This window comes from Nitrospirota bacterium (assembly GCA_023229435.1).
Classification (GTDB): domain Bacteria; phylum Nitrospirota; class UBA9217; order UBA9217; family UBA9217; genus JALNZF01.
In genome coordinates this window covers 1-23141 of the sequence record JALNZF010000040.1, presented here as the reverse complement: position 1 = coordinate 23141, position 23141 = coordinate 1, and the positions used below count along the sequence as shown (strand labels likewise).

Sequence of the window (23141 nt, the reverse complement as noted above, 5' to 3'; positions counted from 1 at the left end):
AAGGCGTGGAGATGGTGATGCCGGGTGACAACATGACCTGCAGCGTTGAACTGATCACCCCGATCGCCATGGACAAGGGGCTGCGTTTTGCCATCCGCGAGGGCGGCAGGACCGTAGGCGCAGGGGTCATTACCGAGGTAATTGAGTAGGAGTGTAGGGAAAATTCGCCCGTACTAATTTGGGGAAGGAAACGCACGTGACACAGAAGATCAGAATACGATTAAAAGGATACGACCACCGGCTGCTCGACCAGTCTGCGGTAGAAATTATGGATACGGCAAAGCGAACGGGAGCCAAGGTGTCCGGCCCCATTCCGCTTCCGACCAGGATCAATCGCTGGACGGTGCTCCGCTCTCCCCATGTGGACAAAAAGTCTCGTGAGCAGTTTGAAATCAGGACACATAAACGGCTGATGGACATTCTGGATCCCACACCTCAGACGGTGGATGCGCTTATGAAGCTTGATCTTGCCGCGGGCGTTGATGTGGAGATCAAACTGTAGAAAAGAAACCGGCCACGTCTTGGCGTGGGTGAGGGGATAGGCAATGAACAAGGGAATCATCGGAAAAAAGATAGGCATGAGCCAGCATTTCAGCGGAGGGGAGCTCATACCGGTCACCGTTATCCAGGCAGGCCCGTGTACGGTGGTTCAGAAAAAGACCGCAGAACACGATGGATACGAGTCAGTCCAGCTTGCTTTTGATGAGGAAAAAAAACAGGGCCGTATTACGAAGGCCCAGGCCGGCCACTTTAAAAAGTCGAACGTGCAGCCGCACCGGTTTCTGCGGGAGTTTCGCACCGGCGATTTTGAGCAGGGGCAGGTGGTGACCGCTGACATTTTCAAAAAAGGCGAATTGATCGCCGTGAGCGGCGTCACCAAGGGCAAAGGGTTTGCCGGCGTAATGAAGAGGCACAATTTTGCGGGCGGACCCGGCGGCCACGGCTCCATGTTCAATCGTGCTCCCGGATCGATCGGAGCGAGTGCTTATCCGTCACGGGTATGGCCCGGTAAAAAACTTCCAGGGCACATGGGCGTGGTCAATATGACCATCAAGAATTTAGAGATTGTCGATGTCCGGCCCGACCAGAACCTGTTATTTGTCCGTGGAGCGGTGCCGGGCGGCGTAAACGGGCTGCTCCTTATCTATAAGGCGGATTAAAAGAAAATAGAGGGTTATTGAAATGCCGTCAGTCTCAATGGTAGACCAGCAGAATAAAAAAGTGAAGGACGTGGAACTTCCGGGATTTTTTTCAACGGAAGTGAGGCCGCATCTTATGCATGCCGCGGTAGTGAACCAGCTCGCGAATAAACGGGCAGGAACCGCATCCACGAAGAACAAGGCACTCGTGAGCGGTGGCGGAGCGAAACCATGGAAGCAGAAGGGCACGGGCAGGGCGCGCTCCGGAAGCAACCGTTCCCCACTGTGGAGGCATGGCGGCACCTGTTTCGGTCCCATGCCGAGAAATTATTCCTATGCCCTTCCGAAAAAGGCAAAGCGGGCCGCGCTCCTTGATGCCCTTGCGTCAAAGCTCACTGATAACAGGCTTGTGCTCATTGAGAAGCTCGAACTTGCAGAGCCCAAGACCACGCTGGTTTCCACGATGCTTGAAACGCTTGGGGTGCAGGAAAATGCGCTTATCCTGATCACGTCGGAGAACAAAAACTTGACGCTGGCAGCCCGGAACATTCCGTCGGTCAAGGTGCTCAGAATGGACAATATCAATGTCTATGACGTGCTCAAGTACCGCTACCTCATTACGACGCAGGACGCGCTTAACTCCATGCAGGAGGCCTTCGGTAAATGACGATGGACATGTATGACATCATTCGCGTTCCGCGGATAACAGAAAAAGGCGCGCGGTTGAAGGAAAAGAATAATGTTTTGACCTTCGAAGTGAAGGTTGATGCAAATAAGGTTCAGGTGAAGAAGGCGATCGAGGGAATTTTCAAAGTGAAGGTCTCCGATGTGACCACGGTTAAGAACGCAGGCAAGAACAAACGGGTCGGTCAGCGGTTAGGCCGCAGATCGGACTGGAAGAAGGCGTACGTTACGCTTAAGCCAGGTGAAAAGATCGCTATATTCGAGGGTGCGTAAATGCCGGTAAAGTCCTATAATCCAACATCTCCTGGAAGACGGTTCCAGACTTCGTCGACGTTTGAAGAAGTAACGCGAAGCACGCCGGAAAAATCGCTGGTTGTCAAACTCAACCAGAGCGGTGGAAGAAACAATCGCGGTAAAATAACCGTACGGTATCGTGGCGGCGGACACAGAAAAAAATACAGGATCATTGATTTCAGGCGCGACAAGATCGGGATCCCGGCGAAAGTGGCGCAGATCGAATATGATCCGAACCGCTCGGCGAGAATAGCGCTCCTCCACTATGCAGACGGCGAGAAGCGGTACATCCTGGCGCCGCTCGGCCTGAAGGTGGGCGATAGCGTTCTGTCTGGGCCTGATTCGGATATCAAGCCCGGAAATGCTTTGCCTATAACCTTGATACCCGTGGGCACCACACTTCACAACGTTGAGCTCAAACGCGGGTCCGGCGGCCAGCTTGCGCGAAGCGCAGGCGCATCGGTGCAGCTCCTGGCGCGTGAAGGAGAATATGCCACGCTTCGGCTCAACTCCGGTGAAGTACGCATGGTACGTTCCGAGTGCATGGCCACGATCGGCCAGGTAGGGAATCTTGATCATGAAAATATCAGCATCGGCAAGGCCGGCAGGGCCCGCTGGATGGGTATGAGGCCGAGGGTCCGTGGTGTGGTGATGAACCCCGTCGACCATCCGCTTGGCGGTGGCGAGGGAAAGTCTTCAGGCGGACGGCCCGGGTGCTCTCCGTGGGGTCTCCCGGACGGCAAGAAGACGAGGCATAACAAAACAACGAGCAAGTTTATTATATCGAGAAGAACCAAGAGCAGATAACGAAACAGCGATGATGGACGAGAGACGAAGGACGAGGGAAGAAAAGACATCCATCGTCCAAGCGAGCAAAGCGAGCGGTCGTCCATCGTCCCTCGTAAGAGAGCGGAGGATACGGTGCCGAGATCAGTTAAAAAAGGCCCTTTTATAGATGTGAGCCTCATGAAAAAGGTTGAGGCCATGAACACTGTGGGCGAAAAAAAGATTACGAAGACGTGGTCGCGTAGATCGACGATTACACCGGATTTTGTGGGACACACCCTGGCGGTACACAACGGAAGGAAGTTCATTCCGGTGTACATCACCGAGAACATGGTTGGTCATAAGCTGGGTGAATTTTCGCCGACCAGGACATTCAAGGCTCATAGTGGATCAAAAGCAGCAGAGAAGACAACCGCGCCGAAGTAATACTCAAGAACGTCGTGTATGAGAGTAGAGTGAGGATGATCAGATGGAAGCAAGCGCAACAGTAAGACATATACGCATTACGCCACGCAAGGCGAGGCAGGTAATAGACCTCATCCGGGGCAAGATGGTGGGAGATGCACTCAATATCCTTACGTTCACGCCGCTCCACGCTGCGCGGATCGTCAAGAAGCTGTTGGATTCCGCAGTGGCGAACGCCGAACAAAAAAAGGTGGGAGATCTGGACGAACTCAAGGTGACAAAGGCCTACGTGAATCAAGGCGTTACCATGAAACGGATGCGGGCCCGGGCCATGGGACGCGGCAACACGATCAGAAAGCGGACGAGTCATATAACGCTGGTACTCTCAGCGTAGTTATACCATTCGGAGGCATCATGGGACAAAAGGTTCATCCAATCGGTTTTCGGCTCGGCGTCATTAAAACATGGGACTCACGCTGGTTCTCCCAGAAGAATTACGCAACGCTGCTGCATGAGGATCTCAAGATCCGCAAGATCGTTAAGGAGAGGCTCATGCATGCCGGGGTCTCCAAGATTGAAATAGAGCGCGCAGGCCAGAAGGCAAAGATCAACATTCATACCGCCCGGCCCGGCATTATTATCGGCAAAAAGGGTGCTGAAGTAGACAAGCTCAAGAAAGATCTTGAGACCATGACCGGCAAACAGATGTACATCAATATCCAGGAGATCAGGCGTCCGGAGCTCGATGCCCAGCTTGTGGCCGAGAATATAGCACTCCAGCTGGAGCGCAGGATCGCGTTTCGCAGGGCCATGAAGAAGTCAGTGACCTCAGCGCTCAGGTTGGGCGCTCAGGGCATTAAGATAATGTGCGCCGGAAGACTGGCGGGCGGCGAGATCGCAAGGACCGAATGGTATCGTGAAGGCCGGGTACCGCTCCATACCCTGCGGGCCGACATTCAGTATGGCTTCTTTGAGGCCAAGACCACGATGGGACAGATCGGCGTAAAGGTCTGGATCTATCGGGGAGACGTTCTCCAGGTGCCGAAGCCAATCGCCACTGCATAACGGCATTATGGTAGACATGAGATTACCGAGATAAAGGATTTATATAATGTTAGCACCTAAACGAGTAAAACACAGAAAGATGCACAAGGGAAACATGAACGGCATTGCATGCCGGGGGGCTGAAGTAAGCTACGGTGAGTATGGCCTGAAGGTCCTTGAGCCGGGGTGGATCACGAGCCGGCAGATCGAGGCGGCCCGTATTGCCATGACGCGTTACGTCAAGCGGGGAGGCAAGATCTGGATACGGATATTCCCTGACAAGCCGATTACGAAGAAGCCCGCGGAAACCCGTATGGGAAAAGGCAAAGGCGCTCCGGAATACTGGGTTGCCGTCGTGAAGCCCGGTCGTGTGCTCTACGAGATGGGTGGCGTTGACGAATCCGTGGCCAGAGAGGCGTTCAGGCTCGCGGCATATAAGCTGCCGATTGCCACGAAGTTTGTCTCTCGGGAGGCGGATATATGAAGACGATTGCAAAGGAACTGCGGGACCTGTCAAGCGATGAGTTGCAGACCAAGGCAGCGGATCTCAAAAAGGAACTGTTCAATCTGAGGTTTCAGCAGGCCATGGGCCAGATTGAGAACCCGATGCGCCTCAGGACGTTGCGCAGGGACATCGCCAAAACCAAGACGGTCTTAAAGGAAAAGTATGGAAGAGTATAAGAAGCGAAAGACTTATATGGGGCAGGTCGTCAGTGACAAGATGGATAAGACGGTGGTGCTCGCGGTCACCAGGCGCATTGCGCATGCGAAGTACACCAAGACCATCAAGCGGACAACCAAGTTCAAGGTCCATGACGAAAAGAACGAATGCAAGGTGGGTGACGTGGTCCGGTTCATCGAGACCAGGCCGCTCTCCAAAGAAAAAAGATGGAAGGTTCTCGAGATCGTCGAGAAGGCTAATCAATAAAGGACGAAACCCTTTCTGAGGATGAACTATGATTCAGCAGCAGACGGTATTGGATGTCGCCGATAATTCCGGCGCAAAGAAAGTGATGTGCATAAAAGTCCTCGGCGGAACGCGTAAGCGCTATGCCTCGCTCGGAGACATAATCGTCGTGGCCATCAAGGTGGCAATTCCCGAAGGACAGGCTAAAAAGGGAACGGTGGCCAAGGCCGTGGTCGTCCGAACCACAAAGGAAGTTCGCCGGCAGGATGGATCGTACATCAAGTTCGACCGGAACGCGGCGGTGCTTATCAATGCATCAAATGAGCCCATCGGGACGCGTATCTTCGGACCGGTCGCTCGCGAACTTCGCAAAAAGAACTTTATGAAGATCATTTCACTTGCGCCAGAAGTTTTGTAGGAATGGTGACGTCAATAACAGGTTGCAGAACAATAGGATTATGAAAAATGCAGATTAAAAAAAATGACAACGTGATGGTGGTTTCCGGTAAGGAAAAAGGGAAGCGAGGCAGGGTAATTGCTGTCTATCCAGCCACCAACCGGCTTCTCATTGAGAAGCTTAATATGATCAAGCGGCATACAAAGCCCAACCAGCAGCTCAGGCAGGGCGGAATTCTCGAAAAAGAGAGCCCGATCGCCGCCTCGAACGTAAAGCTTATCTGTGTGAAATGCGATAAGCCGACGGCCACGTCACGGACGACACAGGGTGACGGCACACGCAACCGCGTATGCAAGACCTGCAACGAGATCATTGATTGATACGCATACCGTCGGTGCTGCGTGAAGATGTTCAGAATAGGGAAATAGGGAAAAGACATTATGGCAGATAAGAAAGATAAAGCAAAAGAGGCCAAGGGCAGTGATAAAAAGAAAGATGCTGCCAAGACCCCCAAGGCGGCTGCGAAGCCGAAGGCTTCGACAAAGGATGTAAAGAAGGATGCCAAGGCTGCCGAAGGGGCATCGGCATCCGTTGCCAAGAAGAGCGCGCCGGAGCGCATCCCGACGCCGCGGCTCAGACAGCGCTACCATGACGTAGTTGTACCGGCGCTTATGAAGGAATTCCAGTACAAAAACCCCATGCAGGCACCGAAGCTTGTTAAGGTGGTACTGAACGTAGGTCTGGGTGAGGCGATCACCAATGCCAAAGCGCTCGACCATGCCGCTGAGGAACTTGGAAAAATAACCGGCCAGCGTCCGGTTATTACCCGCGCCAAAAAATCTATCGCAACCTTCAAGCTCAGGGAGGGAATGCCAATCGGTTGTATGGTGACGCTCAGGCGTGAGCGCATGTATGAGTTCCTTGACCGGTTTATCAACGCTGCGCTTCCGCGCATCAGGGATTTTAAGGGCGTGTCGTCAAAGTCGTTTGACGGAAGAGGGAATTATACGGTTGGAATCAGAGAACAGGTGATTTTCCCCGAGATCGAGTTTGACAAGGTGGACTCGGTACATGGACTCGATATCGTGATTGTAACGACGGCGAATACCGATGAAGAAGGTAGAGCATTGCTCGGCCATCTGGGGATGCCGTACAGGAAGTAGTCCGATCAGAGATGGACGGGACGGAGGAACAATGGCAAAGAAGTCATTGATAGCGAAGGCATCGAGAGCACCGAAGTTCAAAGCACGCGCATATCATCGCTGTCCGCTGTGCGGACGGTCACGGGGGTATCTGCGGAAATTTGACATGTGCAGGATCTGTTTCAGAAACAGGGCGCTTAAGGGAGAGATCCCGGGCGTGATTAAGGCGAGTTGGTAAGCAAAAGGGGTTTGAATCAATGATGACCGATCCTATCGCGGACATGCTGACGCGCATCCGCAATGCCAGTAAGGCAAAACATGAAAAAGTGGACATTCCCTCCTCCAAACTGAAGGTGGAGATAGCGAAGATTCTGAAAGACGAGGGATTTGTCAAGAACGTGAAGTTGGTGAAAGACCGCCGGCAGGGTCTGATTCGCGTGTATCTAAAATACACGGAAGAAGAGGCCCCGGTTCTCCAGGGTCTGAAGCGGATCAGTAAGCCCGGTTGCAGGGTCTACGCGGGCAATGAAGCCATTCCCAAAGTGTTGAATGGGCTTGGTACAGCCATTCTGTCCACGCCAAAGGGGATACAGACCGGCAAGCAGGCGAAGAAGGACAACGTGGGTGGAGAAGTCATTTGCCACGTGTGGTAATATCAGGTTGTTGAATTCGTCCAATCAGAATGCTAGGAGCTGTCATGTCGAGGGTTGGTAAAAAACCGATAGAAATTCCATCCGGCGTCGAGGCCAAACTCGAGACCGGTAAAGTTACGGTCAAGGGTCCGCTGGGCGAGATCAGCCAGAATGTGAATCCAAAGCTGACCATCAAGAAAGAAAGCAACACACTTGTGGTCGAGCGACCGTCAAATCAAAAACTTTACCGCGAGTTGCACGGGTTGACGAGAAACCTGATAGCCAATATGGTGACCGGGGTAAGCAAAGGGTATGAGAAAACCCTTGAGATTTCCGGTGTTGGATTCAAGGCTGCAGCGCAGGGTTCAAACCTGATGCTGAGTCTCGGGTTCTCTCACCCGATCATCTATCCCATGCCCAAGGGTATCAAGGCGACCGTAGACCCCAAGCAGACCCAGATCACACTCAAGGGCGTTGATAAGCAGCTTGTGGGCCAGATCGCCGCGAACTTGAGAAGCCTGAAGAAACCGGAGCCATACAAGGGGAAGGGCATCAAGTATAGCACTGAGGTCATTAAGCGCAAGGAAGGCAAGGCTGGTAAGGGCGGTAAATAGAAAATCAGTTAGAAATTAGAATTGTTGATTTATTATCCGGATCAACGTTTACTATATGGAGAATAAACTGTGGCACAGAGTAAATTAAAAGCTAGACAGAGACGGCATGAGAGAGTCAGGAAGACCGTGTACGGAACGGCAACGCGGCCAAGACTGAGCGTATACAAGAGTTTAAGCCATATCTACGCACAGATCATAGACGATACCACCGGCAAGACAATTATTGCCGCGTCCTCGACGGAGAAAACGCTCCATGACGGATTGAAGCATTGCGGGAACGTTGAGGCGGCCAAGAGGGTCGGCGCGAGCATCGCTGCGCGGGCAATCGACAAAAATATCAAGCTGGTCGTATTTGACCGGGGAGGTTATCAATACCACGGTTGTGTTAAGGCGCTGGCAGATGCGGCGCGTGAGAAGGGGCTCAGCTTTTAGGAAACGACGTTCAATTCGGAGGCGGCATTGGCAGAGCGATATCAAAAAGCAGCAGAGGAAAGCGACGGACTGAAAGATAAACTGGTCTTCCTAAACCGCGTGGCCAAGGTGGTCAAAGGCGGTAAGCGCTTTAACTTCAGCGCGCTCGTGGTTGTCGGTGACGGCAAAGGGAAGATCGGCGTGGGTAAGGGCAAGGCAGCTGAAGCGCCGGTAGCCATCAAGAAGGCGGTAGAACGGGCCAAAAAGAGCATGATCCAGATCTCACTGAAAGGCGATACAATTCCACACCAGGTGCTTGGACACTATGGTGCCGGCAAGGTGTTGCTCAAGCCGGCTTGCGAAGGTACCGGTTTGATCGCAGGCGGAGCGAGCAGATCCGTGCTTGAGGTCGTGGGTGTCCGGAATGTGCTGTGTAAATCTCTGGGATCGAGCAATCCTCATAACGTGGTGAGCGCCACAATCGAAGGACTGATGAGACTCAGGAGTGCAGAGCAGGTTGCGACGCTTCGCGGCAGACTGGTAGAGGAGCTCGGATAGGCATGGCAAAATCGACTGATAAAAAACTTAAAATTACGCTTGTAAAAAGCGGTATTGCTCGACCGGGAAAACATAAGGTTGTCCTGATCGGCCTGGGCCTCAAAAAAATGAACCACTCCGTCATTCGTTTGGACACGCCGCAAATACGCGGCATGATCACCAAGATATCTCACCTCGTTAAGGTGGAAGAAGCATAACGGTATCATGTGCACGACAAATTTTAATTACGAGTCTAATGATGGTTGCGAGTAAATTATGAGATTAGAAGAACTGAAGCCCGCGGCAGGGGCAAAGAAAAAAGCAAAGAGGGTCGGCAGAGGCCCGGGTTCCGGATCCGGCAAGACCGCTGGAAAAGGGCATAAGGGACAGAAGGCCCGCTCAGGAGGCGTGAAGGGGGCCGGTTTTGAAGGCGGTCAAATGCCCCTTCAGCGCAGGATCCCGAAGCGAGGGTTCACAAATATATTCCGCAAGGAATATTCCGTTGTGAACCTTCAGGACCTCGAAGCAATGGCCGGCGGTGACCCCATTACGCCCGAGATGCTCATGCAGAAAGGTCTTATCAAGGATATGAAGATCGGCGTTAAAGTGCTCGGCATGGGTGAGCTGAAGGCAAAAATCACTGTGCGAGCGCACAAGTTCAGCAAGAGCGCTGTGGAGAAAATCCAGGCCGCCGGCGGGAAGGTCGAGGTGATCTAACCCTTGTTCACAGGCCTGAAAAACATATTTAACATTCCCGAGCTCAGGAAGCGGATAATTTTCACCCTCCTGATGCTTGCGGTCTACCGGATAGGGTGTCACATTCCTACACCCGGGGTAAAGGGCGAGGCGCTGAGCCAGTACCTGCACCAGGCGGCAGCGGGCCTCATGGGTTTTTTCGACATGTTTTCGGGTGGGGCGCTTTCGAGGGTTACGATCTTCGCTCTCGGGATCATGCCCTATATTACGGCATCGATCGTGCTTCAGCTTCTTACCGTGGTGATTCCCCGGTTGCAGGCGCTTGCCAAAGAGGGTGAGGCAGGCCGGAAAAAGATTACCGAGTATACGCGGTACGGAACGGTAGCTATAGCCGGTTTTCAGTCATTCTGGATGGCGGTAGGCATCGAGAAGATGGGAGACGGCGCCTTCGTGGAATCCACAGGCTGGTCGTTCCGCATCCTCACCATGCTCACGCTTACGGCCGGCACAACGTTCATCATGTGGCTTGGCGAGCAGATTACCGAACGCGGAATCGGCAATGGCATCTCGCTCATCATATTTGCAGGCATTGTGGCCGGTTTTCCCCGCGCTGTGTCAAATACCATCCAGCTTGCACGATCCGGAGAGATTCCGTATTTCCTGGTGGCAGTGATACTGGTCATTATCATTGCTGTCATCGCGGCTATTATCATTATGGAGCGCGGCCAGAGGAAAATATCCGTCCAATATGCGCAGCGGATGGTCGGCAGGAAAATTTACAAGGGACAGAGTACGCACCTGCCGCTGAAAGTTAATTCCGCGGGTGTGATCCCGCCGATCTTCGCATCCTCGATATTACTGTTTCCTGCGACGATCGCAGGGTTTACGCAGGTCGCGTGGATACAATCGATCGCTCAGCAGCTATCACCAGGTCAACTGCTTTACACGACCGTCTATGTTATCATGATCATTTTTTTCGCCTATTTTTATACGGCGATCGTATTTAATCCGGTGGACATTGCTGACAACCTGAAAAAGTACGGCGGGTTCATCCCCGGCATCAGGCCGGGCAAGAAGACATCAGACTATCTGTATCGTGTGTTGACCCGCATTACACTGGGCGGAGCACTCTATCTTGCGGCAGTCTGTGTTTTGCCGGATATCTTTTATAAATTTTTCAACGTGCCGTTTTACTTCGGAGGCACCTCGCTTCTGATTGTTATCGGCGTCGCGCTTGATACGGTATCGCAGATAGAGTCACACCTCATTCAAAGACATTATGGAGGTTTCCTGAAGGGCGTTTCGATCAAAGGGAGACGGTAACATCGGGGAAGTATCATGATCATTCTCAAGTCCCTTCAGGAGATCGAGAAGATACGAAAAGCTTGTGTGATTGTCGCGGATGTCCTGGGTGGTATTCGCGAGATGGTAAGGCCGGGTGTCACGACGCAAGCTTTGGATGAATTCGCTGAACGGTTTATAGTAGCTGCGGGAGCGAAACCGGCATTCAAAGGCTACCGGGGATATCCAAAGACGCTTTGTACTTCAGTGAACAATGAGGTTATTCACGGCATTCCCTCCAAGGGAGCTGTTCTCAAGCAGGGCGATATCATCAGCATTGATGTAGGAACGATTGTGGACGGATTCTACGGCGATGCGGCAATAACCCTGCCGGTTGGCACGATAACACCTGAGGCGGAACGCCTCATGAGGATTACGGAGGAGTCGCTCCTCCGTGGGATAGCTCAGGCGCAGGCAGGTAACCGATTATACGACATTTCACATGCCGTACAAAACCATGTGGAATCGAATGGATACTCGGTCGTCCGGGAATATGTCGGGCATGGGATTGGAAGAAACCTGCATGAGGACCCGCAAATTCCTAATTTTGGTGATCCAGGACAAGGCCCAAAGTTGAAACCGGGGATGGTTCTGGCGATCGAGCCGATGGTAAATGTTGGCGGCAGCGCGACGGTAACTCAGGAAGATAATTGGACGGCAGTTACCGCTGATGGGAGCCTGTCCGCACATTTTGAACACACGATAGCTGTTATGCCTGACGGTCCATGGATATTGACAAAAAAATAGTGAGGATATGGCAAAAGAAGATTCCATAGAAGTTCAGGGCACGGTGCTTGAAACGCTTCCCAATGCTATGTTCCGGGTTGAGATGGAGAACGGTCATAAAATACTGGCACACATATCGGGCAAGATGCGAATGCACTTTATAAAAATACTCCCCGGCGACAAGGTGACTGTGGAGCTCACGCCCTATGACCTGACCAGAGGCAGGATTACCTACCGGTTCAAATAGAGTCTCCATGGGTTTTGTTTGGTGTGACTATCACTTGAATAAGAATGGAAGTAACAGGATATGAAAGTTCGCTCATCAGTTCGAAAAATTTGTCCCAAGTGTACTGTTATCCGCCGCAAGGGAATCGTACGCGTCATCTGTGAAAACGCGCGCCACAAGCAGCGGCAGGGGTAAGGGACGAGTGTAAGAGAGACGATGGACGAAGGACGAGAAAATCGTCTCTCGTCCAAGCAAGCGAAGCGCGCAATCGTCTCTCGTCCGTCGTATGATTGTTAAGGAGGAACCGTGGCACGAATTGCCGGAGTAGATTTACCAAAAGATAAAAAAATAGGGGTTTCGCTTACCTATATTTTCGGAATAGGGCCGACCTCCGCGAAGAAAATCCTGTCCGAGGCGGGTATCGATCCGAATACCAAAAGCAATAATCTTACGGAATCGGATATTGTAAAAATCAGAACGATCCTTGACAGGGACTTCACTGTGGAAGGGGATCTCCGCAGAGAAGTGACAATGCACATCAAGCGATTGATGGACATAGGCAGTTATCGGGGACTGAGACATCGCAGGGGCCTGCCGGTGAGAGGGCAGAGGACAAAGACCAATGCCCGGACGCGAAAAGGACCCAAAAAGTCAGCGATGTCAGGCAAGGGAAAGAAGAAGGGCCTGTTGAAGAAGTAAAAGAAACTCACGTTGTCCGGGTGTGGAGAGCGATCATACCGGAGACAATATAACGCGCATTGGAGAGCAGATGGCAAAGAAGGGTAAAGAAAAAAAGAATGTGGCGAATGGCGTAGCCCATATCCACGCTTCCTTTAATAACACAATTGTTACGATTACCGATACATCGGGGAACGTAATCACCTGGTCGAGCTCCGGCAGCAAGGGATTTAAGGGTTCGAGAAAGAGCACCCCCTTTGCCTCACAGCTGGCTGCAGAGGCGGCTGCTAAAAAGGCGATGGAAAATGGCATGAGGCAGGTTGAGGTCTATGTCAAGGGTCCGGGTACGGGCAGGGAATCAGCAATCAGGGCGATCCAGGCCGCCGGTCTCGAGATCGTGGCAATCAAGGATGTGACCCCGATCCCGCATAACGGGTGCAGGCCGCCGAAACGGAGACGCGTTTAATCGACATTCTGTGAATGTCGAATAGCAAATTGAAAACCGAAGAAAGCGAAGCGGAAAACGCGGAGCCTGTTCTCAAACTAAAATACACCATTTATAATTTTTACGTTACAACCCTCGCAACGCGAGGCATGGAGGAATCACGTGGCACGGTATATAGGATCAGTTTGTAAGCTCTGCAGGAGAGAGGGGCTGAAGCTCTTTCTTAAGGCTGAGCGCTGCTATACGGATAAGTGCGGAATCACCAGAAGAAGCTATCCGCCGGGGCAGCATGGCCAGGGGAGAATCAAACAGTCGGAATATTGCATACAGCTTAGAGAAAAACAGAAAATTCGGCGCGTCTACGGAGTGCTGGAGCGCCAGTTCCGCGGTTATTTTGAGAAGGCTGAAAGGATGAAGGGTATTACGGGAGATAACCTTCTGCAACTCCTCGAAAGAAGATTTGATAACGTTGTGCAAAGGATGGGTTTTGCCGGTTCCAAGAAGGAAGCCCGGCAACTCGTGCGGCACGGGCATATGCTCGTGAATGGCAAAAAGGTGAACATCCCCTCCTACCTGCTTAAGGCCGGAGATGTTGTGGAGTTACGGGAAAAGAGCCGGGGTATGGTACAGATTCAGCAGACGCTCGCCGCACTTGAAAAGCGGGGCTTCCCGACCTGGCTTGAGATCGACAAGACGCTGTTTAAGGGTAAAGTGCTGGCACTGCCGGCCAGAGATGAATCGACGATGCCCACGGTAAAAGAACAGCTTGTGGTCGAACTCTATTCGAAGTAACGTTAGTACCGAAGGTGAAAATATTCTGAGGACTACAGGGAGTCGCCGTATTTTAGACGCGTGCGCTCGAGTTGATAAGGTCCTATGACAGTTTTTTCACTCCGTTATGGAGGAACAATGCTCAAAAAAGCAAAAGATTTTCAGATGCCGAAAAAACTTCAATATGATCCAAAAAAAATAACTGATACGTACGGGAAGTTCACGGCAGAGCCGCTGGAGCGAGGTTTCGGGACAACGCTGGGTAATTCTTTGCGCCGTGTTCTTCTTTCATCACTCGAAGGATCGGCGATTACCTCATTAAAAATCTCCGGTGTGCAGCACGAGTTTTCAAGCATCCCGGGAGTTGTCGAGGACACCACGGACCTGATCCTCAACCTCAAGGAGATTAGGCTCAAACTCCATACTGATAAGCCTAAGACGCTGACTTTGAAGGCGAAAGGTACGGGAGAGGTTACGGCAAAGGATATCGAGGCAGACGCAGAGGTGGAGATTTTGAACCCGGATCTCCATCTGGCAACGATCGATAAGAACGGAAAACTCGAGCTTGAAATGCGAGCGCGCCGCGGCAGGGGGTATGTCTCCTCGGATAAAAATAAAGAGCCGGGGCAGTCGATCGGTGTTATCCCGATTGACTCAATATTTTCCCCGATTCGCAAAGTAAATTTCAAGGTGGAGAACGCCCGCGTAGGACAGGAAACGGACTACGACAAGCTTGTGCTCGAGGTTTGGACCGACGGGAGTATCCGACCTGATGATGCTATCGCGCATGCTTCGAAGCTGCTCAAAGACCATTTGTCCATCTTTATCCATCTTCCCGAGGAAGAGGAAGAGTCGCCGGCCACGGGAGAAGAGATCAAAAAGGTGCCATCGTTCAATGAAAACCTTCTTCGCAGTGTGAATGAGTTGGAGCTTTCGGTGCGGGCGGCGAACTGCCTGAAAAATGCAGGAATAGAGACTATAGCGGAGATGGTGCAGAAGACCGAGAGCGAGATGCTCAAGACCAAGAATTTTGGCAGAAAATCGCTCAACGAAATAAAAGAGATTCTTTCCGAGATGGGACTTGGACTCGGACTGAAGGTGGACGATAAAATTGTGACAGAGGCCAGACGGCTTCTCGCGGAAAAACCGAGCGAAGCGTAAAAAATCTATTTGGCAAGGATAGTGATATGAGACACGGATGCGCAGGCAGACAATTTGGAAGGGATACGAGTCACCGGAAGGCGCTCCTCAGAATGCTCGTTACCGCGCTGCTTAAGAATGAAAAGATCGAGACGACGGTAGCGAAAGCCAAGGAAATACGTCCGCTCACGGAGAAAATGATCACTCTTGGTAAGCGCGGAAATCTGCATGCACGGCGTCTGGCGCTCAGTTTCATTCACGACGAGACCGTGGTGAGCGGACTATTTGCGCAGATCGCGCCGCGTTTTGCCTCCCGAAACGGTGGATACACGAGAATCGTGATGACCCGTACCAGACCCGGCGATGCCGCACCCATGGCTGTTATCGAATTGGTAGAGCGGCAGAAGCAAGAGGCGGTGGCGGTGAAGAAAACGGACAAAAAGAAACCGGAAAAGACCGTCACCTCTTAGCAGAAGGGTGTGTCCCCACAGGCATAGAAGGTTTGCACCTCGCGTTCTGCCGGTAGCGGCACAGCGCCAACTTAATATAGCGATCAATCAGGCACAAAAAGGCAAGGGTAAAACCCTTGCCTTTTTTATTGCATTTACACAAAAGCATGTTTATGCTACTATACTACACAAGTATTGCTTGTAACCTATGGCGGACGGCAAAGGACTAATCTCTGCGACTGTGCTGCGGTTGCGCCAAGCGTCATCCCGGTGGTGGGGCGGAATTGGACGCAGGGCGGTCTCTGAGGCCTGAGAGCTGGCAGCCTTCACGGCAGATGATAGTATCACGGAAAACAGGTCAGAGCTCTCGAAAACGATATTTCCTCCCTTTACGTACAACGAAGAACCATTTTCCGTCAGTACCTTGCTCTACCTTATAATATATAATCATCGATGGGAAATGCACAGTGGCGGTATGGCCGCAGAAATATTCTTTTGATTGCATAGTGGTATCGGTGCTGTGAGGGCATTGCATCTCTTTTTTCGGAAGGAACATCATCGTTGTGCGATTTATCCCGAAGAGCACGAGTGTTCCGGGTAATCCTCCCGGCGTGAAACCAGAAGACAGGGGACGGAAATCAGAAGCCGGAATGATGAGAAGGTGAACGAAAATCATGGCTGGTGAAAGAATACTCGTTGTTGATGACGAGGATATGATCAGAGACCTGTGTTCCCATATTTTGTTATCTGAGGGATACCAGGTGACCACGGCCTCGAACGGCGCGGAAGCGCTGGAGGAAATCAGCCGCTCGACTCCGGAGCTGATGATCACGGACATCAGGATGCCGGGTATTGACGGCATAGAGCTCTTTGAGCGCGTCAAGGCACAAAAAAAGGACGTCGTAACGATCTTTATTACCGGGCACGGTACGATCGACACGGCGATTGAGTCCCTTATCCGGGGAGTGGACGGTTTTATACTCAAACCGTTCACCGAGGAGAAACTGCTGGGGGCCGTCAACCGGGCGATCAACAGCAGCAGGCTTAAAAAGGAGAACATCAGACTCAAGGCGCTTATCCCGCTGTTCGAGATCAGCAAACTGCTCGTGACCGAGATCGACCTCGCCCATTTGTTCAAAATCATCACCGAGGTGCTCGTGCAGGAATTCTCGGTGGACCGGGTCTCGTTGATGCTGATCGATGAGGCCAACGAAACACTGTTGATCCGCGCTTCCCACGGCCTGGCCACGGAAGTGGCGTTGAAGGCCCGCCGCAAGAAGGGAGAAGGCGTCTCCGGGCTGGTACTGAAGCATCGGAAACCGCTGATCATATCGGCAGGCAAACACCCTGACCCGGAAGTGATGGCAGCCATTAATTTGGAGAACATGCCGGCCTCTTCCATGTCGGTCCCCCTTATCGGAAAGAACACGGTGTTCGGCGTTCTCAACGTGAGCAAATTCTCGGGTTTGCCGTTTTCCACGAGCGACCTCCAGATCGTATTGATCCTGTCCAGTCAGGTGGTGACGGCCCTGGAGAACGCGGCGCTCTATGAGAACCTGCGTGAGAACTATTTCCGCACGATCCAGGCGCTCGTGGCTGCCGTGGAGGCGAAGGACCCCTACACCCGGTGGCACTCCACCAACGTTGCAAAATACGCAGTGGCACTCGCGCGGGACCTGGGGATGAACCCGCGCCAACTCGAAGATATTCACATTGCGGCAATTCTCCACGACATGGGCAAGATCGGGATCAGCGAATTGATCATCAGCAAGCCGGCAAGCCTGAGCCGGGAGGAGTTTGACATCATGAAGGACCATCCGGCGCATGGAATCAGGATCCTTGAACCGATCGGATTTTCATCAACGATCATCGATGCCATCTATCAGCACCATGAGCGCTTCGACGGGAAAGGCTACCCCCGGGGCCTTGCGGGGGAAGAGATCACCCTTGCGGCGCGGATACTCAATGTTGCGGACGCGATCGACGCCATGATCTCCGAGCGGCCCTACCGCGGCAGGATATCAATCCAGAATGTTTTGCTCGAGTTGGAGCGGGAAGCGGGGGGGCAGTTTGATCCGCGCGTGGCCGAATCCGCAAGACGGCTCATCGAGAAGGGGCTGCTGAAGCTGGGGAAACATTCCTTTCACTAGTCTGCGGCTGGAACGGACAATACGGACAACCATGGCAAAGCGTAACCACACCGGCAGGACGGCATTTGATTTTGTGCGGACCATCAGACAGAAGACCTCAGGAAGCGTCCGCTCGCTCGGTATCGGGATCAGGCAACTGACCAGCTCTCTGCAGCTCGCAGCGGAACCGGACACCCCGCGTGATGATATGCTGCTCCACCTGGGAAATCTGCTTGACAGCGTGACCACGGGCATCATCTCCCTCGATGGAGAAGGCCGGATCGTGGTGTTTAATGCAGTAGCCGAGAAGCTGTTCGGTTTACCGCGCGTTATGGTGATCGGCAGAAACATGGGCGAGATCGGCAAGATCATGGGTTTTGATGATCACGCTCGTCGCGCATTGTGGGAACGCTTGACCGACGCGGTATGGGCTGCCGGTGCTGCGCGTGACCTTGAGCATGATCTTCTCCCAAGGACCGGACCGCGGAAGGTGATCAGTTACAGTGTATATCCCCTCGGCCGGAGGGCCTGGTCAATCGGCAATGGCGTGGTGATCAAGCTCGAGGATATCACGCGGAAAAGGGAGATGGAGGACCAGATCTTCGATGCCCGCAAGCGGCTCCTGGCAGTGTTCGACGGTATCACTGACGGCATCCAGGTCGTTGATGACGATTTCATCATCACCGCGGTGAACAAGTCCATGACATCGCTTCTGGCGCGGGAGATAAAAATCGGAGCCCACTGTTATGAGGCGTGTTCGTTCGACGTGAAGATCTGCGTCAATTGTCCCGCCGAAGAAACCTTCCGCACGGGACAACCGGTATCAGCGACGAAGAAACTGCTCCAGACGGGGGGCGGAACGGCGAAGCGGGAGCGCTACGTTGAAATCACGACCTTCCCCCTGCTGGATCGGTTCAACCGTGTTGTGCAGGTGGTGGAATACATCAAGGATGTAACGGAACGGGTGAGACTTGCGGAGAGACTGGAACACTCGCGCCGTTTGGCGGAACTCGGCGAGATGGCCGCCCGCGTTGCCCACGAAGTGCGTAACCCGCTGAACGCGATCACCGGAGCGGCACACTATCTTTCGACGGAGTACGCGAACGATGAAACGCTCCAAAAGTTCACGGACCTGATCAAACGCCAGGCGACCAGGGTCAACCAGGTGGCTTCCGACCTCCTGTATGTATCAAAACCCCTGGGAATCCGGCTGACGGCGGTGAATATCAATGCAATGCTCGACCAATCACTCGACGCCCTCCGCGAACAGTTGCGCGATCAGAACATCGAGGTGGTTCGGGATCTGGATCCGGATATCCCTTCAATCCAGGCGGACGAACTTCAGATCGAACAAGCGCTTCACAACATCCTGCGCAACGCGGTCGAGGCAATGGCCGGGGGAGGGACGCTGCGGTTATCCACGATTCCTGCCCAGGGCCGATCAATCGTTGAAATCAGGATAGAGGATACCGGCCACGGGATTCCCGAACACGACCGGGAGCGTATTTTCCAATCCTTCTTCACCACCAAGATCAAGGGTACGGGTCTGGGACTCACCATCGTACAGCGTGTGCTTAAAAACCACGGAGGAGAGATCGTTATAGAACAGCCTGCGACAGGCGGCACCCGGGTGCTGGTACAGCTGCCGGTGCAAGCCATGTTTGGAGTTCCCCCGATAGAGACCTTCGAGGGCAGGCTGCGTTCGGAGACTTCGACGAGCTCAGCCGAGTCGTTCGGAGTTGAGAACGCTACGGGAAATCCAATTACCCCGCAATCCACACTGAACGCTTCAAAGTTGCCAGGATGAAAGGTTCCCTGCTCATAGTCGATGACGAGCCCGATATCCTTCTCGTGATGTCGGCCAACCTCAAGAAGGAAGGCTACGAGGTTGAGACGGCGGAAGACGGCATTGCAGCCCTGAAAAAGCTGGAAGGCCGCGACTTCGACGCCATTATCGTGGACCATCAGATGCCGAGGCTCACCGGCATGGAGTTTCTCAGACAATTTCTCGGAGAGCAGCATTCGGGACGGAGCAGGCCCGATATCCCTGTCATCGTCGTGACCGCGTACGGCACCATTGAGATGGCCGTCAAGGCCATGAAAGACGGGGCCTACAGTTATCTGACCAAGCCCATTCAGTATGAGGACCTGAGCCTGCAAGTAAAGAACGCCGTCGAACGTCGACGTCTCTCGCAGGAGATCGAGAACCTGCGTCACGAGGTGGAAGAAAGGTATCAGTTCGGCAACATCCTCGGCCGCAATCCGAAGATGCAGGAGATCTTTCAACTCATTCGCACGGTTGCCGAGACCGACGCCACGGTCCTGATCCAGGGTGAGAGCGGCACGGGCAAGGAACTCATCGCGCGGGCGATCCATTATAACAGCAGGAGGAGGGACCGGCCTTTTGTCGTGGTAAGTTGTTCGGCCCTGCCCGAGACGCTTCTGGAGAGCGAGCTTTTCGGTCATGAAAAGGGGTCCTTTACCGGCGCCATCAGGCAGAGGATCGGCAGGTTTGAAATGGCCGACGGCGGCACGGTGTTTCTGGACGAGATCGGTGAGATCGCCATGCCCGTGCAGATGAAGCTCCTGCGCGTGCTCCAGGAGCGCGAGATAGAGCGCGTGGGCGGCAACCAGGCCGTGAAGGTGGACGTGCGGGTCCTTGCGGCCACGCACAAGGACCTGCACCGCGCCATGAACGAACGGCTGTTCCGGGAGGACCTGTTCTACCGCCTCAATGTGGTCCCGGTCAAACTTCCTCCGCTTCGCGAACGGCTCGACGACGTACCGCTCCTGGCGGGTCATTTCCTCAAAAAATATTCTGAAAAGAACCGGAAACAGGTCATGTCGATTTCGTCGCAGGCATTTTCAGCGCTCACCCGATATTCTTACCCCGGGAATGTACGCGAATTGGAGAACATCATCGAGCGGGCAGTAATCATGGAAAAGGGAGATATGCTGAACCGCCTCGACCTGAAAAGCGCGGGCAAGTTCGATACACCGCTCTTTCCGGAGAGCGATATCCAGCCTTTCCGGAAGACCAAGACCAGGGTCGTCGAGCAATTCGAGAAGGAGTATTTTTCCCAACTGCTCCGGATGTACAGCGGCAACATGAGCAAGGCGGCGCTTCATGCAGGGATTAACATCAAGAACTTTCATGAGAAGATGGCGCGGTATGGGTTGAAGAAGGAAGAATTCAAGTGACCAAGGTAGACAATCGGGGACAGATAGTCCAAAGAGAAATAAATGGATACTGTGAATTTCATAACAATTGATTCGGGTGTTGATCTTGTTCTCGCTTTTTCGTTTGATGAAGGAACCCGTTTTGGCATCGATGGTTTCATAATACAAAGAACACCAAAATATGAACTGATCCTCAGGCCCGATGAAAGAGGACCATCAGTAGATTGGACCGACAAAGATGAAAGGATTCTGCTTAAGAGAGTGAATGTTACACCAAGCAAAGTTTTAATTGAGACAACTTATGATAATCTTACATTTGACCTCTCTAAAATATCAGGAGAAGAGTATTCGGATATGGTATCGGTTTTAAAGAAGATGAATTTTGACAACATCTTTGATCTGAAATAGAAAGTTCATAATGACAGATATCTATACAAGAATTCTTCCTGAAGTCGTTGAAGTCGCATTTCTTTGAAACATAGCAATTTACAATCTGTATTTGTTGGTTTTCCTCTCCACTATTCGTTGACATCTTCTTAGATCAGGCATATATTTTTATAATGTAAGGCCCCCGGTTATTTTGCCACCGAACGATACTTTCAAATGTGCAAACTTGATTAGGCTTACTCAATAATCGGAGAAAAAATGAATTCGCCACTTCAAGCTATTGAGAGCATCGCAAAAAGCAAAGATCGCGCTCGCACGATTATATTCTTTCTTTTTTTCTCACGCTTCGAGTATGCGCTAAAGCGAGCGGGCTACGTAACGAATACAGAAGAAGCAAAAGCCGATTGGCAGAAGTATGCTCGCAAGAATATTGAATTGCTGGAGAACAATAAGGAAGAGCCAGTTAATAAAGCCATTGCACTCTTGACGAATTTACCACCAAAGAAGCAGATTCTTTCGAAAGGCCAGCTCGGATGGAGTGTAGACCACTTTAACGGTGTTTTCGGCTTGGGACGTCTCTTTACGCTGTTATGTCGCATCCGAAATAACCTGTTTCACGGGGGAAAGTTTCCAGAAGGGCCAGAGGAGGACATCAGCCGAGACAGAGACTTAATCGATGCTGGAATTACAATTATGCAGGCTTGCCTTGATGCGGACGAAATGCTGCGGCAATCTTTCGTAGAAGACCTGGTATGAATACAGAGACGAGCACGACGCGAGAAATGGGATCTTTTATGCAGTGTGCTTTACGGCACGCTGCGTGCCTGCAATGGAGACCAAATTTTAACTTGGACAGAAGTTAAGGGAAAGCAATTTGAGCGCGGAGTGATAATGAGGAAATGTCCTTATTGCAAAAATGATATTCCAGCAGAGTCCATTGAATGTGAATATTGTGGCAATGAAATAGACAACTCATCTCCACGCTGTGAATCATGTGCTGCGCCTATCTCAACAATAACACTTATTTGTAACGCATGTGGTGCTGTGCAAGGAAGTAAACGAGAGAAACCGCCAATAGCGCCGGAGGGTACTTGGCGACAAGAAAAATCGAGTCATGCTGCTAACGTGTCTGGGGCGACGGAGGGTGCTTGGCGACAAGAAAAATCGAGTCATGCAGCTAACGTGTCTGGAGCGACGGAGAGTGCTTGGCGGCAAGAAAAATCTAACAATGATAGTGGTGATATGTTCGGTTATGTGTCCGGCTGCGGTTCATTAATTCTTTATATCGGGGCATTATTTATTGCCGGAGTTGTAGCCCTCGCAGTTATAAAATGGGCATTTAACATGGTATTCTGAGGTGAGTCAGAAATTGCCGTGAGACCGAAAACGAAAAAGAAAGGAGGTAAGCATGGCGCGTAAAGGTATCTATAAGCGTGGCATTCACAACAACATAAATGACGAACTTGTGGTGAAAGTGTCCATTAGTTGTTGTCTTGACGAAAAGAAGAAGAACGTTGTGTCATGGCTTGAGTCAGTCATGAGTACTGTTGAAGTTCGGAACTCCGGGGACAGTCGCGACCGTTTGATTGAGCGAGATCAAAGAATGGTCAACGCGAGGGAATGAAAGCGGATACCCAACCAGCGGATCAAGCGGTCAAGCCGTTTACCCCCGCCTTCATGTACACTTTTCATTTAGTATTCTGCATTGAAATTTGTCAACACCGCCGCCGAGTAGTAGGTGAAGTTGACGAAATCCAATTGCGCGTTGAGATACTAATTAACAGCCTGGCGTATAGACTGCCATGTAATCTCCTTTTAATGTTCGCCGCTTCAACAGGCCAGGCCTGACTATGGCATGACCCTGATATGGTTGACAGTTGTCAAGGAAAAAACAGTTTCCCCGCCCCTCCGTACAAAAGGGATGATATCAGTTATTGCTCCAGGGCATAACCAGAGACGGGACCTATCGGCGACGATTGAT

General features: G+C 52.1%; 37 protein-coding genes. All 37 read left to right on the top strand.

Annotated features, from left to right (window positions below; translation table 11 throughout):
- Positions 1 to 149 (top strand): elongation factor Tu (gene tuf, locus M0R70_15940; protein ID MCK9420848.1); only part of this gene is annotated, 149 nt, incomplete at its 5' end.
- Positions 150 to 196: 47 nt separating this feature from the next.
- Positions 197 to 502: a 30S ribosomal protein S10 gene (gene rpsJ / locus M0R70_15935; protein MCK9420847.1), complete on the top strand. Its 306-nt coding sequence runs from the start codon at positions 197 to 199 to the stop codon at positions 500 to 502.
- Between the two features lie 43 nt (positions 503 to 545).
- Positions 546 to 1160 carry a 50S ribosomal protein L3 gene (gene rplC / locus M0R70_15930; protein ID MCK9420846.1) on the top strand — a complete coding sequence of 205 codons (615 nt, stop codon included), beginning with the start codon at positions 546 to 548 and terminating at the stop codon, positions 1158 to 1160.
- Positions 1161 to 1182: 22 nt separating this feature from the next.
- A complete protein-coding gene (gene rplD, locus M0R70_15925) occupies positions 1183 to 1806 on the top strand; it encodes a 50S ribosomal protein L4 (protein MCK9420845.1) in 624 nt (207 codons plus the stop codon).
- Between the two features lie 2 nt (positions 1807 to 1808).
- Positions 1809 to 2096 carry a 50S ribosomal protein L23 gene (locus M0R70_15920; protein ID MCK9420844.1) on the top strand — a complete coding sequence of 96 codons (288 nt, stop codon included), beginning with the start codon at positions 1809 to 1811 and terminating at the stop codon, positions 2094 to 2096.
- A complete protein-coding gene (gene rplB / locus M0R70_15915; GenBank protein ID MCK9420843.1) occupies positions 2097 to 2924 on the top strand; it encodes a 50S ribosomal protein L2 in 828 nt (275 codons plus the stop codon).
- A 114-nt stretch (positions 2925 to 3038) separates the two neighbouring features.
- Positions 3039 to 3329, top strand: a complete 291-nt coding sequence (rpsS, locus tag M0R70_15910; protein ID MCK9420842.1) for a 30S ribosomal protein S19 — start codon at positions 3039 to 3041, stop codon at positions 3327 to 3329.
- A gap of 43 nt (positions 3330 to 3372) precedes the next feature.
- Positions 3373 to 3702 (top strand): 50S ribosomal protein L22, encoded by a 330-nt coding sequence (gene rplV / locus M0R70_15905; GenBank protein MCK9420841.1) that lies wholly within the window; start codon positions 3373 to 3375, stop codon positions 3700 to 3702.
- Between the two features lie 20 nt (positions 3703 to 3722).
- Complete coding sequence (rpsC, locus tag M0R70_15900; protein ID MCK9420840.1) at positions 3723 to 4373, top strand: 30S ribosomal protein S3; 651 nt, start codon at positions 3723 to 3725, stop codon at positions 4371 to 4373.
- Positions 4374 to 4419: 46 nt separating this feature from the next.
- Positions 4420 to 4836 carry a 50S ribosomal protein L16 gene (gene rplP, locus M0R70_15895; protein ID MCK9420839.1) on the top strand — a complete coding sequence of 139 codons (417 nt, stop codon included), beginning with the start codon at positions 4420 to 4422 and terminating at the stop codon, positions 4834 to 4836.
- Positions 4833 to 5033 carry a 50S ribosomal protein L29 gene (rpmC, locus tag M0R70_15890; GenBank protein ID MCK9420838.1) on the top strand — a complete coding sequence of 67 codons (201 nt, stop codon included), beginning with the start codon at positions 4833 to 4835 and terminating at the stop codon, positions 5031 to 5033. Before rplP ends, rpmC begins: the two co-directional genes overlap by 4 nt.
- Complete coding sequence (gene rpsQ, locus M0R70_15885) at positions 5020 to 5280, top strand: 30S ribosomal protein S17 (GenBank protein ID MCK9420837.1); 261 nt, start codon at positions 5020 to 5022, stop codon at positions 5278 to 5280. The genes rpmC and rpsQ overlap by 14 nt, the downstream gene beginning before the upstream one ends.
- A 28-nt stretch (positions 5281 to 5308) precedes the next feature.
- Positions 5309 to 5677: a 50S ribosomal protein L14 gene (rplN, locus tag M0R70_15880; GenBank protein ID MCK9420836.1), complete on the top strand. Its 369-nt coding sequence runs from the start codon at positions 5309 to 5311 to the stop codon at positions 5675 to 5677.
- A 47-nt stretch (positions 5678 to 5724) separates the two neighbouring features.
- On the top strand, positions 5725 to 6036 hold the full coding sequence (gene rplX, locus M0R70_15875; GenBank protein ID MCK9420835.1) for a 50S ribosomal protein L24: 312 nt from the start codon (positions 5725 to 5727) through the stop codon (positions 6034 to 6036).
- Between the two features lie 291 nt (positions 6037 to 6327).
- On the top strand, positions 6328 to 6819 hold the full coding sequence (gene rplE, locus M0R70_15870) for a 50S ribosomal protein L5 (GenBank protein ID MCK9420834.1): 492 nt from the start codon (positions 6328 to 6330) through the stop codon (positions 6817 to 6819).
- A gap of 31 nt (positions 6820 to 6850) precedes the next feature.
- Positions 6851 to 7036: a type Z 30S ribosomal protein S14 gene (locus tag M0R70_15865; GenBank protein ID MCK9420833.1), complete on the top strand. Its 186-nt coding sequence runs from the start codon at positions 6851 to 6853 to the stop codon at positions 7034 to 7036.
- A gap of 19 nt (positions 7037 to 7055) precedes the next feature.
- Complete coding sequence (gene rpsH / locus M0R70_15860) at positions 7056 to 7451, top strand: 30S ribosomal protein S8 (GenBank protein MCK9420832.1); 396 nt, start codon at positions 7056 to 7058, stop codon at positions 7449 to 7451.
- A gap of 44 nt (positions 7452 to 7495) precedes the next feature.
- Positions 7496 to 8044, top strand: a complete 549-nt coding sequence (gene rplF, locus M0R70_15855; GenBank protein MCK9420831.1) for a 50S ribosomal protein L6 — start codon at positions 7496 to 7498, stop codon at positions 8042 to 8044.
- 69 nt (positions 8045 to 8113) lie between these two features.
- Positions 8114 to 8476 carry a 50S ribosomal protein L18 gene (gene rplR / locus M0R70_15850; protein MCK9420830.1) on the top strand — a complete coding sequence of 121 codons (363 nt, stop codon included), beginning with the start codon at positions 8114 to 8116 and terminating at the stop codon, positions 8474 to 8476.
- A gap of 27 nt (positions 8477 to 8503) precedes the next feature.
- Positions 8504 to 9013 carry a 30S ribosomal protein S5 gene (rpsE, locus tag M0R70_15845; GenBank protein MCK9420829.1) on the top strand — a complete coding sequence of 170 codons (510 nt, stop codon included), beginning with the start codon at positions 8504 to 8506 and terminating at the stop codon, positions 9011 to 9013.
- Between the two features lie 2 nt (positions 9014 to 9015).
- Complete coding sequence (gene rpmD / locus M0R70_15840; GenBank protein ID MCK9420828.1) at positions 9016 to 9210, top strand: 50S ribosomal protein L30; 195 nt, start codon at positions 9016 to 9018, stop codon at positions 9208 to 9210.
- Positions 9211 to 9268: 58 nt separating this feature from the next.
- Positions 9269 to 9709 carry a 50S ribosomal protein L15 gene (gene rplO, locus M0R70_15835; protein MCK9420827.1) on the top strand — a complete coding sequence of 147 codons (441 nt, stop codon included), beginning with the start codon at positions 9269 to 9271 and terminating at the stop codon, positions 9707 to 9709.
- Positions 9710 to 9712: 3 nt separating this feature from the next.
- Positions 9713 to 11011 carry a preprotein translocase subunit SecY gene (secY, locus tag M0R70_15830; protein ID MCK9420826.1) on the top strand — a complete coding sequence of 433 codons (1299 nt, stop codon included), beginning with the start codon at positions 9713 to 9715 and terminating at the stop codon, positions 11009 to 11011.
- Between the two features lie 15 nt (positions 11012 to 11026).
- On the top strand, positions 11027 to 11776 hold the full coding sequence (gene map, locus M0R70_15825) for a type I methionyl aminopeptidase (protein MCK9420825.1): 750 nt from the start codon (positions 11027 to 11029) through the stop codon (positions 11774 to 11776).
- A 7-nt stretch (positions 11777 to 11783) separates the two neighbouring features.
- Complete coding sequence (gene infA / locus M0R70_15820; protein ID MCK9420824.1) at positions 11784 to 12002, top strand: translation initiation factor IF-1; 219 nt, start codon at positions 11784 to 11786, stop codon at positions 12000 to 12002.
- Between the two features lie 60 nt (positions 12003 to 12062).
- The gene (gene rpmJ, locus M0R70_15815) at positions 12063 to 12176 is read left to right on the top strand and encodes a 50S ribosomal protein L36 (GenBank protein MCK9420823.1); all 114 of its coding nucleotides are present in this window, start codon (positions 12063 to 12065) and stop codon (positions 12174 to 12176) included.
- 111 nt (positions 12177 to 12287) lie between these two features.
- Positions 12288 to 12680, top strand: a complete 393-nt coding sequence (gene rpsM / locus M0R70_15810; GenBank protein ID MCK9420822.1) for a 30S ribosomal protein S13 — start codon at positions 12288 to 12290, stop codon at positions 12678 to 12680.
- 70 nt (positions 12681 to 12750) lie between these two features.
- Entirely contained in the window at positions 12751 to 13125 is a 375-nt protein-coding gene (rpsK, locus tag M0R70_15805) for a 30S ribosomal protein S11 (protein ID MCK9420821.1), read from the top strand.
- 141 nt (positions 13126 to 13266) lie between these two features.
- Entirely contained in the window at positions 13267 to 13896 is a 630-nt protein-coding gene (gene rpsD, locus M0R70_15800) for a 30S ribosomal protein S4 (GenBank protein MCK9420820.1), read from the top strand.
- Between the two features lie 144 nt (positions 13897 to 14040).
- Entirely contained in the window at positions 14041 to 15036 is a 996-nt protein-coding gene (locus M0R70_15795) for a DNA-directed RNA polymerase subunit alpha (GenBank protein ID MCK9420819.1), read from the top strand.
- A gap of 26 nt (positions 15037 to 15062) precedes the next feature.
- A complete protein-coding gene (rplQ, locus tag M0R70_15790) occupies positions 15063 to 15485 on the top strand; it encodes a 50S ribosomal protein L17 (GenBank protein ID MCK9420818.1) in 423 nt (140 codons plus the stop codon).
- Between the two features lie 653 nt (positions 15486 to 16138).
- Positions 16139 to 17614 carry a response regulator gene (locus M0R70_15785; GenBank protein MCK9420817.1) on the top strand — a complete coding sequence of 492 codons (1476 nt, stop codon included), beginning with the start codon at positions 16139 to 16141 and terminating at the stop codon, positions 17612 to 17614.
- A 31-nt stretch (positions 17615 to 17645) separates the two neighbouring features.
- Positions 17646 to 19400, top strand: coding sequence for an ATP-binding protein (locus tag M0R70_15780; protein MCK9420816.1), 1755 nt, complete (start codon positions 17646 to 17648; stop codon positions 19398 to 19400).
- A complete protein-coding gene (locus tag M0R70_15775) occupies positions 19397 to 20794 on the top strand; it encodes a sigma-54 dependent transcriptional regulator (GenBank protein MCK9420815.1) in 1398 nt (465 codons plus the stop codon). Before M0R70_15780 ends, M0R70_15775 begins: the two co-directional genes overlap by 4 nt.
- A gap of 42 nt (positions 20795 to 20836) precedes the next feature.
- Positions 20837 to 21181 carry a hypothetical protein gene (locus tag M0R70_15770; GenBank protein ID MCK9420814.1) on the top strand — a complete coding sequence of 115 codons (345 nt, stop codon included), beginning with the start codon at positions 20837 to 20839 and terminating at the stop codon, positions 21179 to 21181.
- A gap of 237 nt (positions 21182 to 21418) precedes the next feature.
- Positions 21419 to 21916, top strand: coding sequence for a hypothetical protein (locus tag M0R70_15765; protein ID MCK9420813.1), 498 nt, complete (start codon positions 21419 to 21421; stop codon positions 21914 to 21916).
- 45 nt (positions 21917 to 21961) lie between these two features.
- Positions 21962 to 22516: a zinc ribbon domain-containing protein gene (locus M0R70_15760; protein ID MCK9420812.1), complete on the top strand. Its 555-nt coding sequence runs from the start codon at positions 21962 to 21964 to the stop codon at positions 22514 to 22516.
- The last annotated feature ends 625 nt before the right edge of the window (positions 22517 to 23141 follow it).

What these genes read in the sequence shown, in the direction of transcription:
- rplC (MCK9420846.1), top strand. Translation starts at nt 546, where the DNA reads ATGAACAAGGGAATCATCGGAAAAAAGATAGGCATGAGCCAGCATTTC.
- rplD (MCK9420845.1), top strand. Translation starts at nt 1,183, where the DNA reads ATGCCGTCAGTCTCAATGGTAGACCAGCAGAATAAAAAAGTGAAGGAC.
- M0R70_15920 (MCK9420844.1), top strand. Translation starts at nt 1,809, where the DNA reads ATGGACATGTATGACATCATTCGCGTTCCGCGGATAACAGAAAAAGGC.
- rplB (MCK9420843.1), top strand. Translation starts at nt 2,097, where the DNA reads ATGCCGGTAAAGTCCTATAATCCAACATCTCCTGGAAGACGGTTCCAG.
- rplV (MCK9420841.1), top strand. Translation starts at nt 3,373, where the DNA reads ATGGAAGCAAGCGCAACAGTAAGACATATACGCATTACGCCACGCAAG.
- rpsC (MCK9420840.1), top strand. Translation starts at nt 3,723, where the DNA reads ATGGGACAAAAGGTTCATCCAATCGGTTTTCGGCTCGGCGTCATTAAA.
- rplP (MCK9420839.1), top strand. Translation starts at nt 4,420, where the DNA reads ATGTTAGCACCTAAACGAGTAAAACACAGAAAGATGCACAAGGGAAAC.
- rpmC (MCK9420838.1), top strand. Translation starts at nt 4,833, where the DNA reads ATGAAGACGATTGCAAAGGAACTGCGGGACCTGTCAAGCGATGAGTTG.
- rpsQ (MCK9420837.1), top strand. Translation starts at nt 5,020, where the DNA reads ATGGAAGAGTATAAGAAGCGAAAGACTTATATGGGGCAGGTCGTCAGT.
- rplN (MCK9420836.1), top strand. Translation starts at nt 5,309, where the DNA reads ATGATTCAGCAGCAGACGGTATTGGATGTCGCCGATAATTCCGGCGCA.
- rplX (MCK9420835.1), top strand. Translation starts at nt 5,725, where the DNA reads ATGCAGATTAAAAAAAATGACAACGTGATGGTGGTTTCCGGTAAGGAA.
- rplE (MCK9420834.1), top strand. Translation starts at nt 6,328, where the DNA reads ATGAAGGAATTCCAGTACAAAAACCCCATGCAGGCACCGAAGCTTGTT.
- M0R70_15865 (MCK9420833.1), top strand. Translation starts at nt 6,851, where the DNA reads ATGGCAAAGAAGTCATTGATAGCGAAGGCATCGAGAGCACCGAAGTTC.
- rpsH (MCK9420832.1), top strand. Translation starts at nt 7,056, where the DNA reads ATGATGACCGATCCTATCGCGGACATGCTGACGCGCATCCGCAATGCC.
- rplF (MCK9420831.1), top strand. Translation starts at nt 7,496, where the DNA reads ATGTCGAGGGTTGGTAAAAAACCGATAGAAATTCCATCCGGCGTCGAG.
- rpmD (MCK9420828.1), top strand. Translation starts at nt 9,016, where the DNA reads ATGGCAAAATCGACTGATAAAAAACTTAAAATTACGCTTGTAAAAAGC.
- rplO (MCK9420827.1), top strand. Translation starts at nt 9,269, where the DNA reads ATGAGATTAGAAGAACTGAAGCCCGCGGCAGGGGCAAAGAAAAAAGCA.
- map (MCK9420825.1), top strand. Translation starts at nt 11,027, where the DNA reads ATGATCATTCTCAAGTCCCTTCAGGAGATCGAGAAGATACGAAAAGCT.
- infA (MCK9420824.1), top strand. Translation starts at nt 11,784, where the DNA reads ATGGCAAAAGAAGATTCCATAGAAGTTCAGGGCACGGTGCTTGAAACG.
- rpmJ (MCK9420823.1), top strand. Translation starts at nt 12,063, where the DNA reads ATGAAAGTTCGCTCATCAGTTCGAAAAATTTGTCCCAAGTGTACTGTT.
- rpsK (MCK9420821.1), top strand. Translation starts at nt 12,751, where the DNA reads ATGGCAAAGAAGGGTAAAGAAAAAAAGAATGTGGCGAATGGCGTAGCC.
- M0R70_15795 (MCK9420819.1), top strand. Translation starts at nt 14,041, where the DNA reads ATGCCGAAAAAACTTCAATATGATCCAAAAAAAATAACTGATACGTAC.
- rplQ (MCK9420818.1), top strand. Translation starts at nt 15,063, where the DNA reads ATGAGACACGGATGCGCAGGCAGACAATTTGGAAGGGATACGAGTCAC.
- M0R70_15785 (MCK9420817.1), top strand. Translation starts at nt 16,139, where the DNA reads ATGGCTGGTGAAAGAATACTCGTTGTTGATGACGAGGATATGATCAGA.
- M0R70_15780 (MCK9420816.1), top strand. Translation starts at nt 17,646, where the DNA reads ATGGCAAAGCGTAACCACACCGGCAGGACGGCATTTGATTTTGTGCGG.
- M0R70_15775 (MCK9420815.1), top strand. Translation starts at nt 19,397, where the DNA reads ATGAAAGGTTCCCTGCTCATAGTCGATGACGAGCCCGATATCCTTCTC.
- M0R70_15770 (MCK9420814.1), top strand. Translation starts at nt 20,837, where the DNA reads ATGGATACTGTGAATTTCATAACAATTGATTCGGGTGTTGATCTTGTT.
- M0R70_15765 (MCK9420813.1), top strand. Translation starts at nt 21,419, where the DNA reads ATGAATTCGCCACTTCAAGCTATTGAGAGCATCGCAAAAAGCAAAGAT.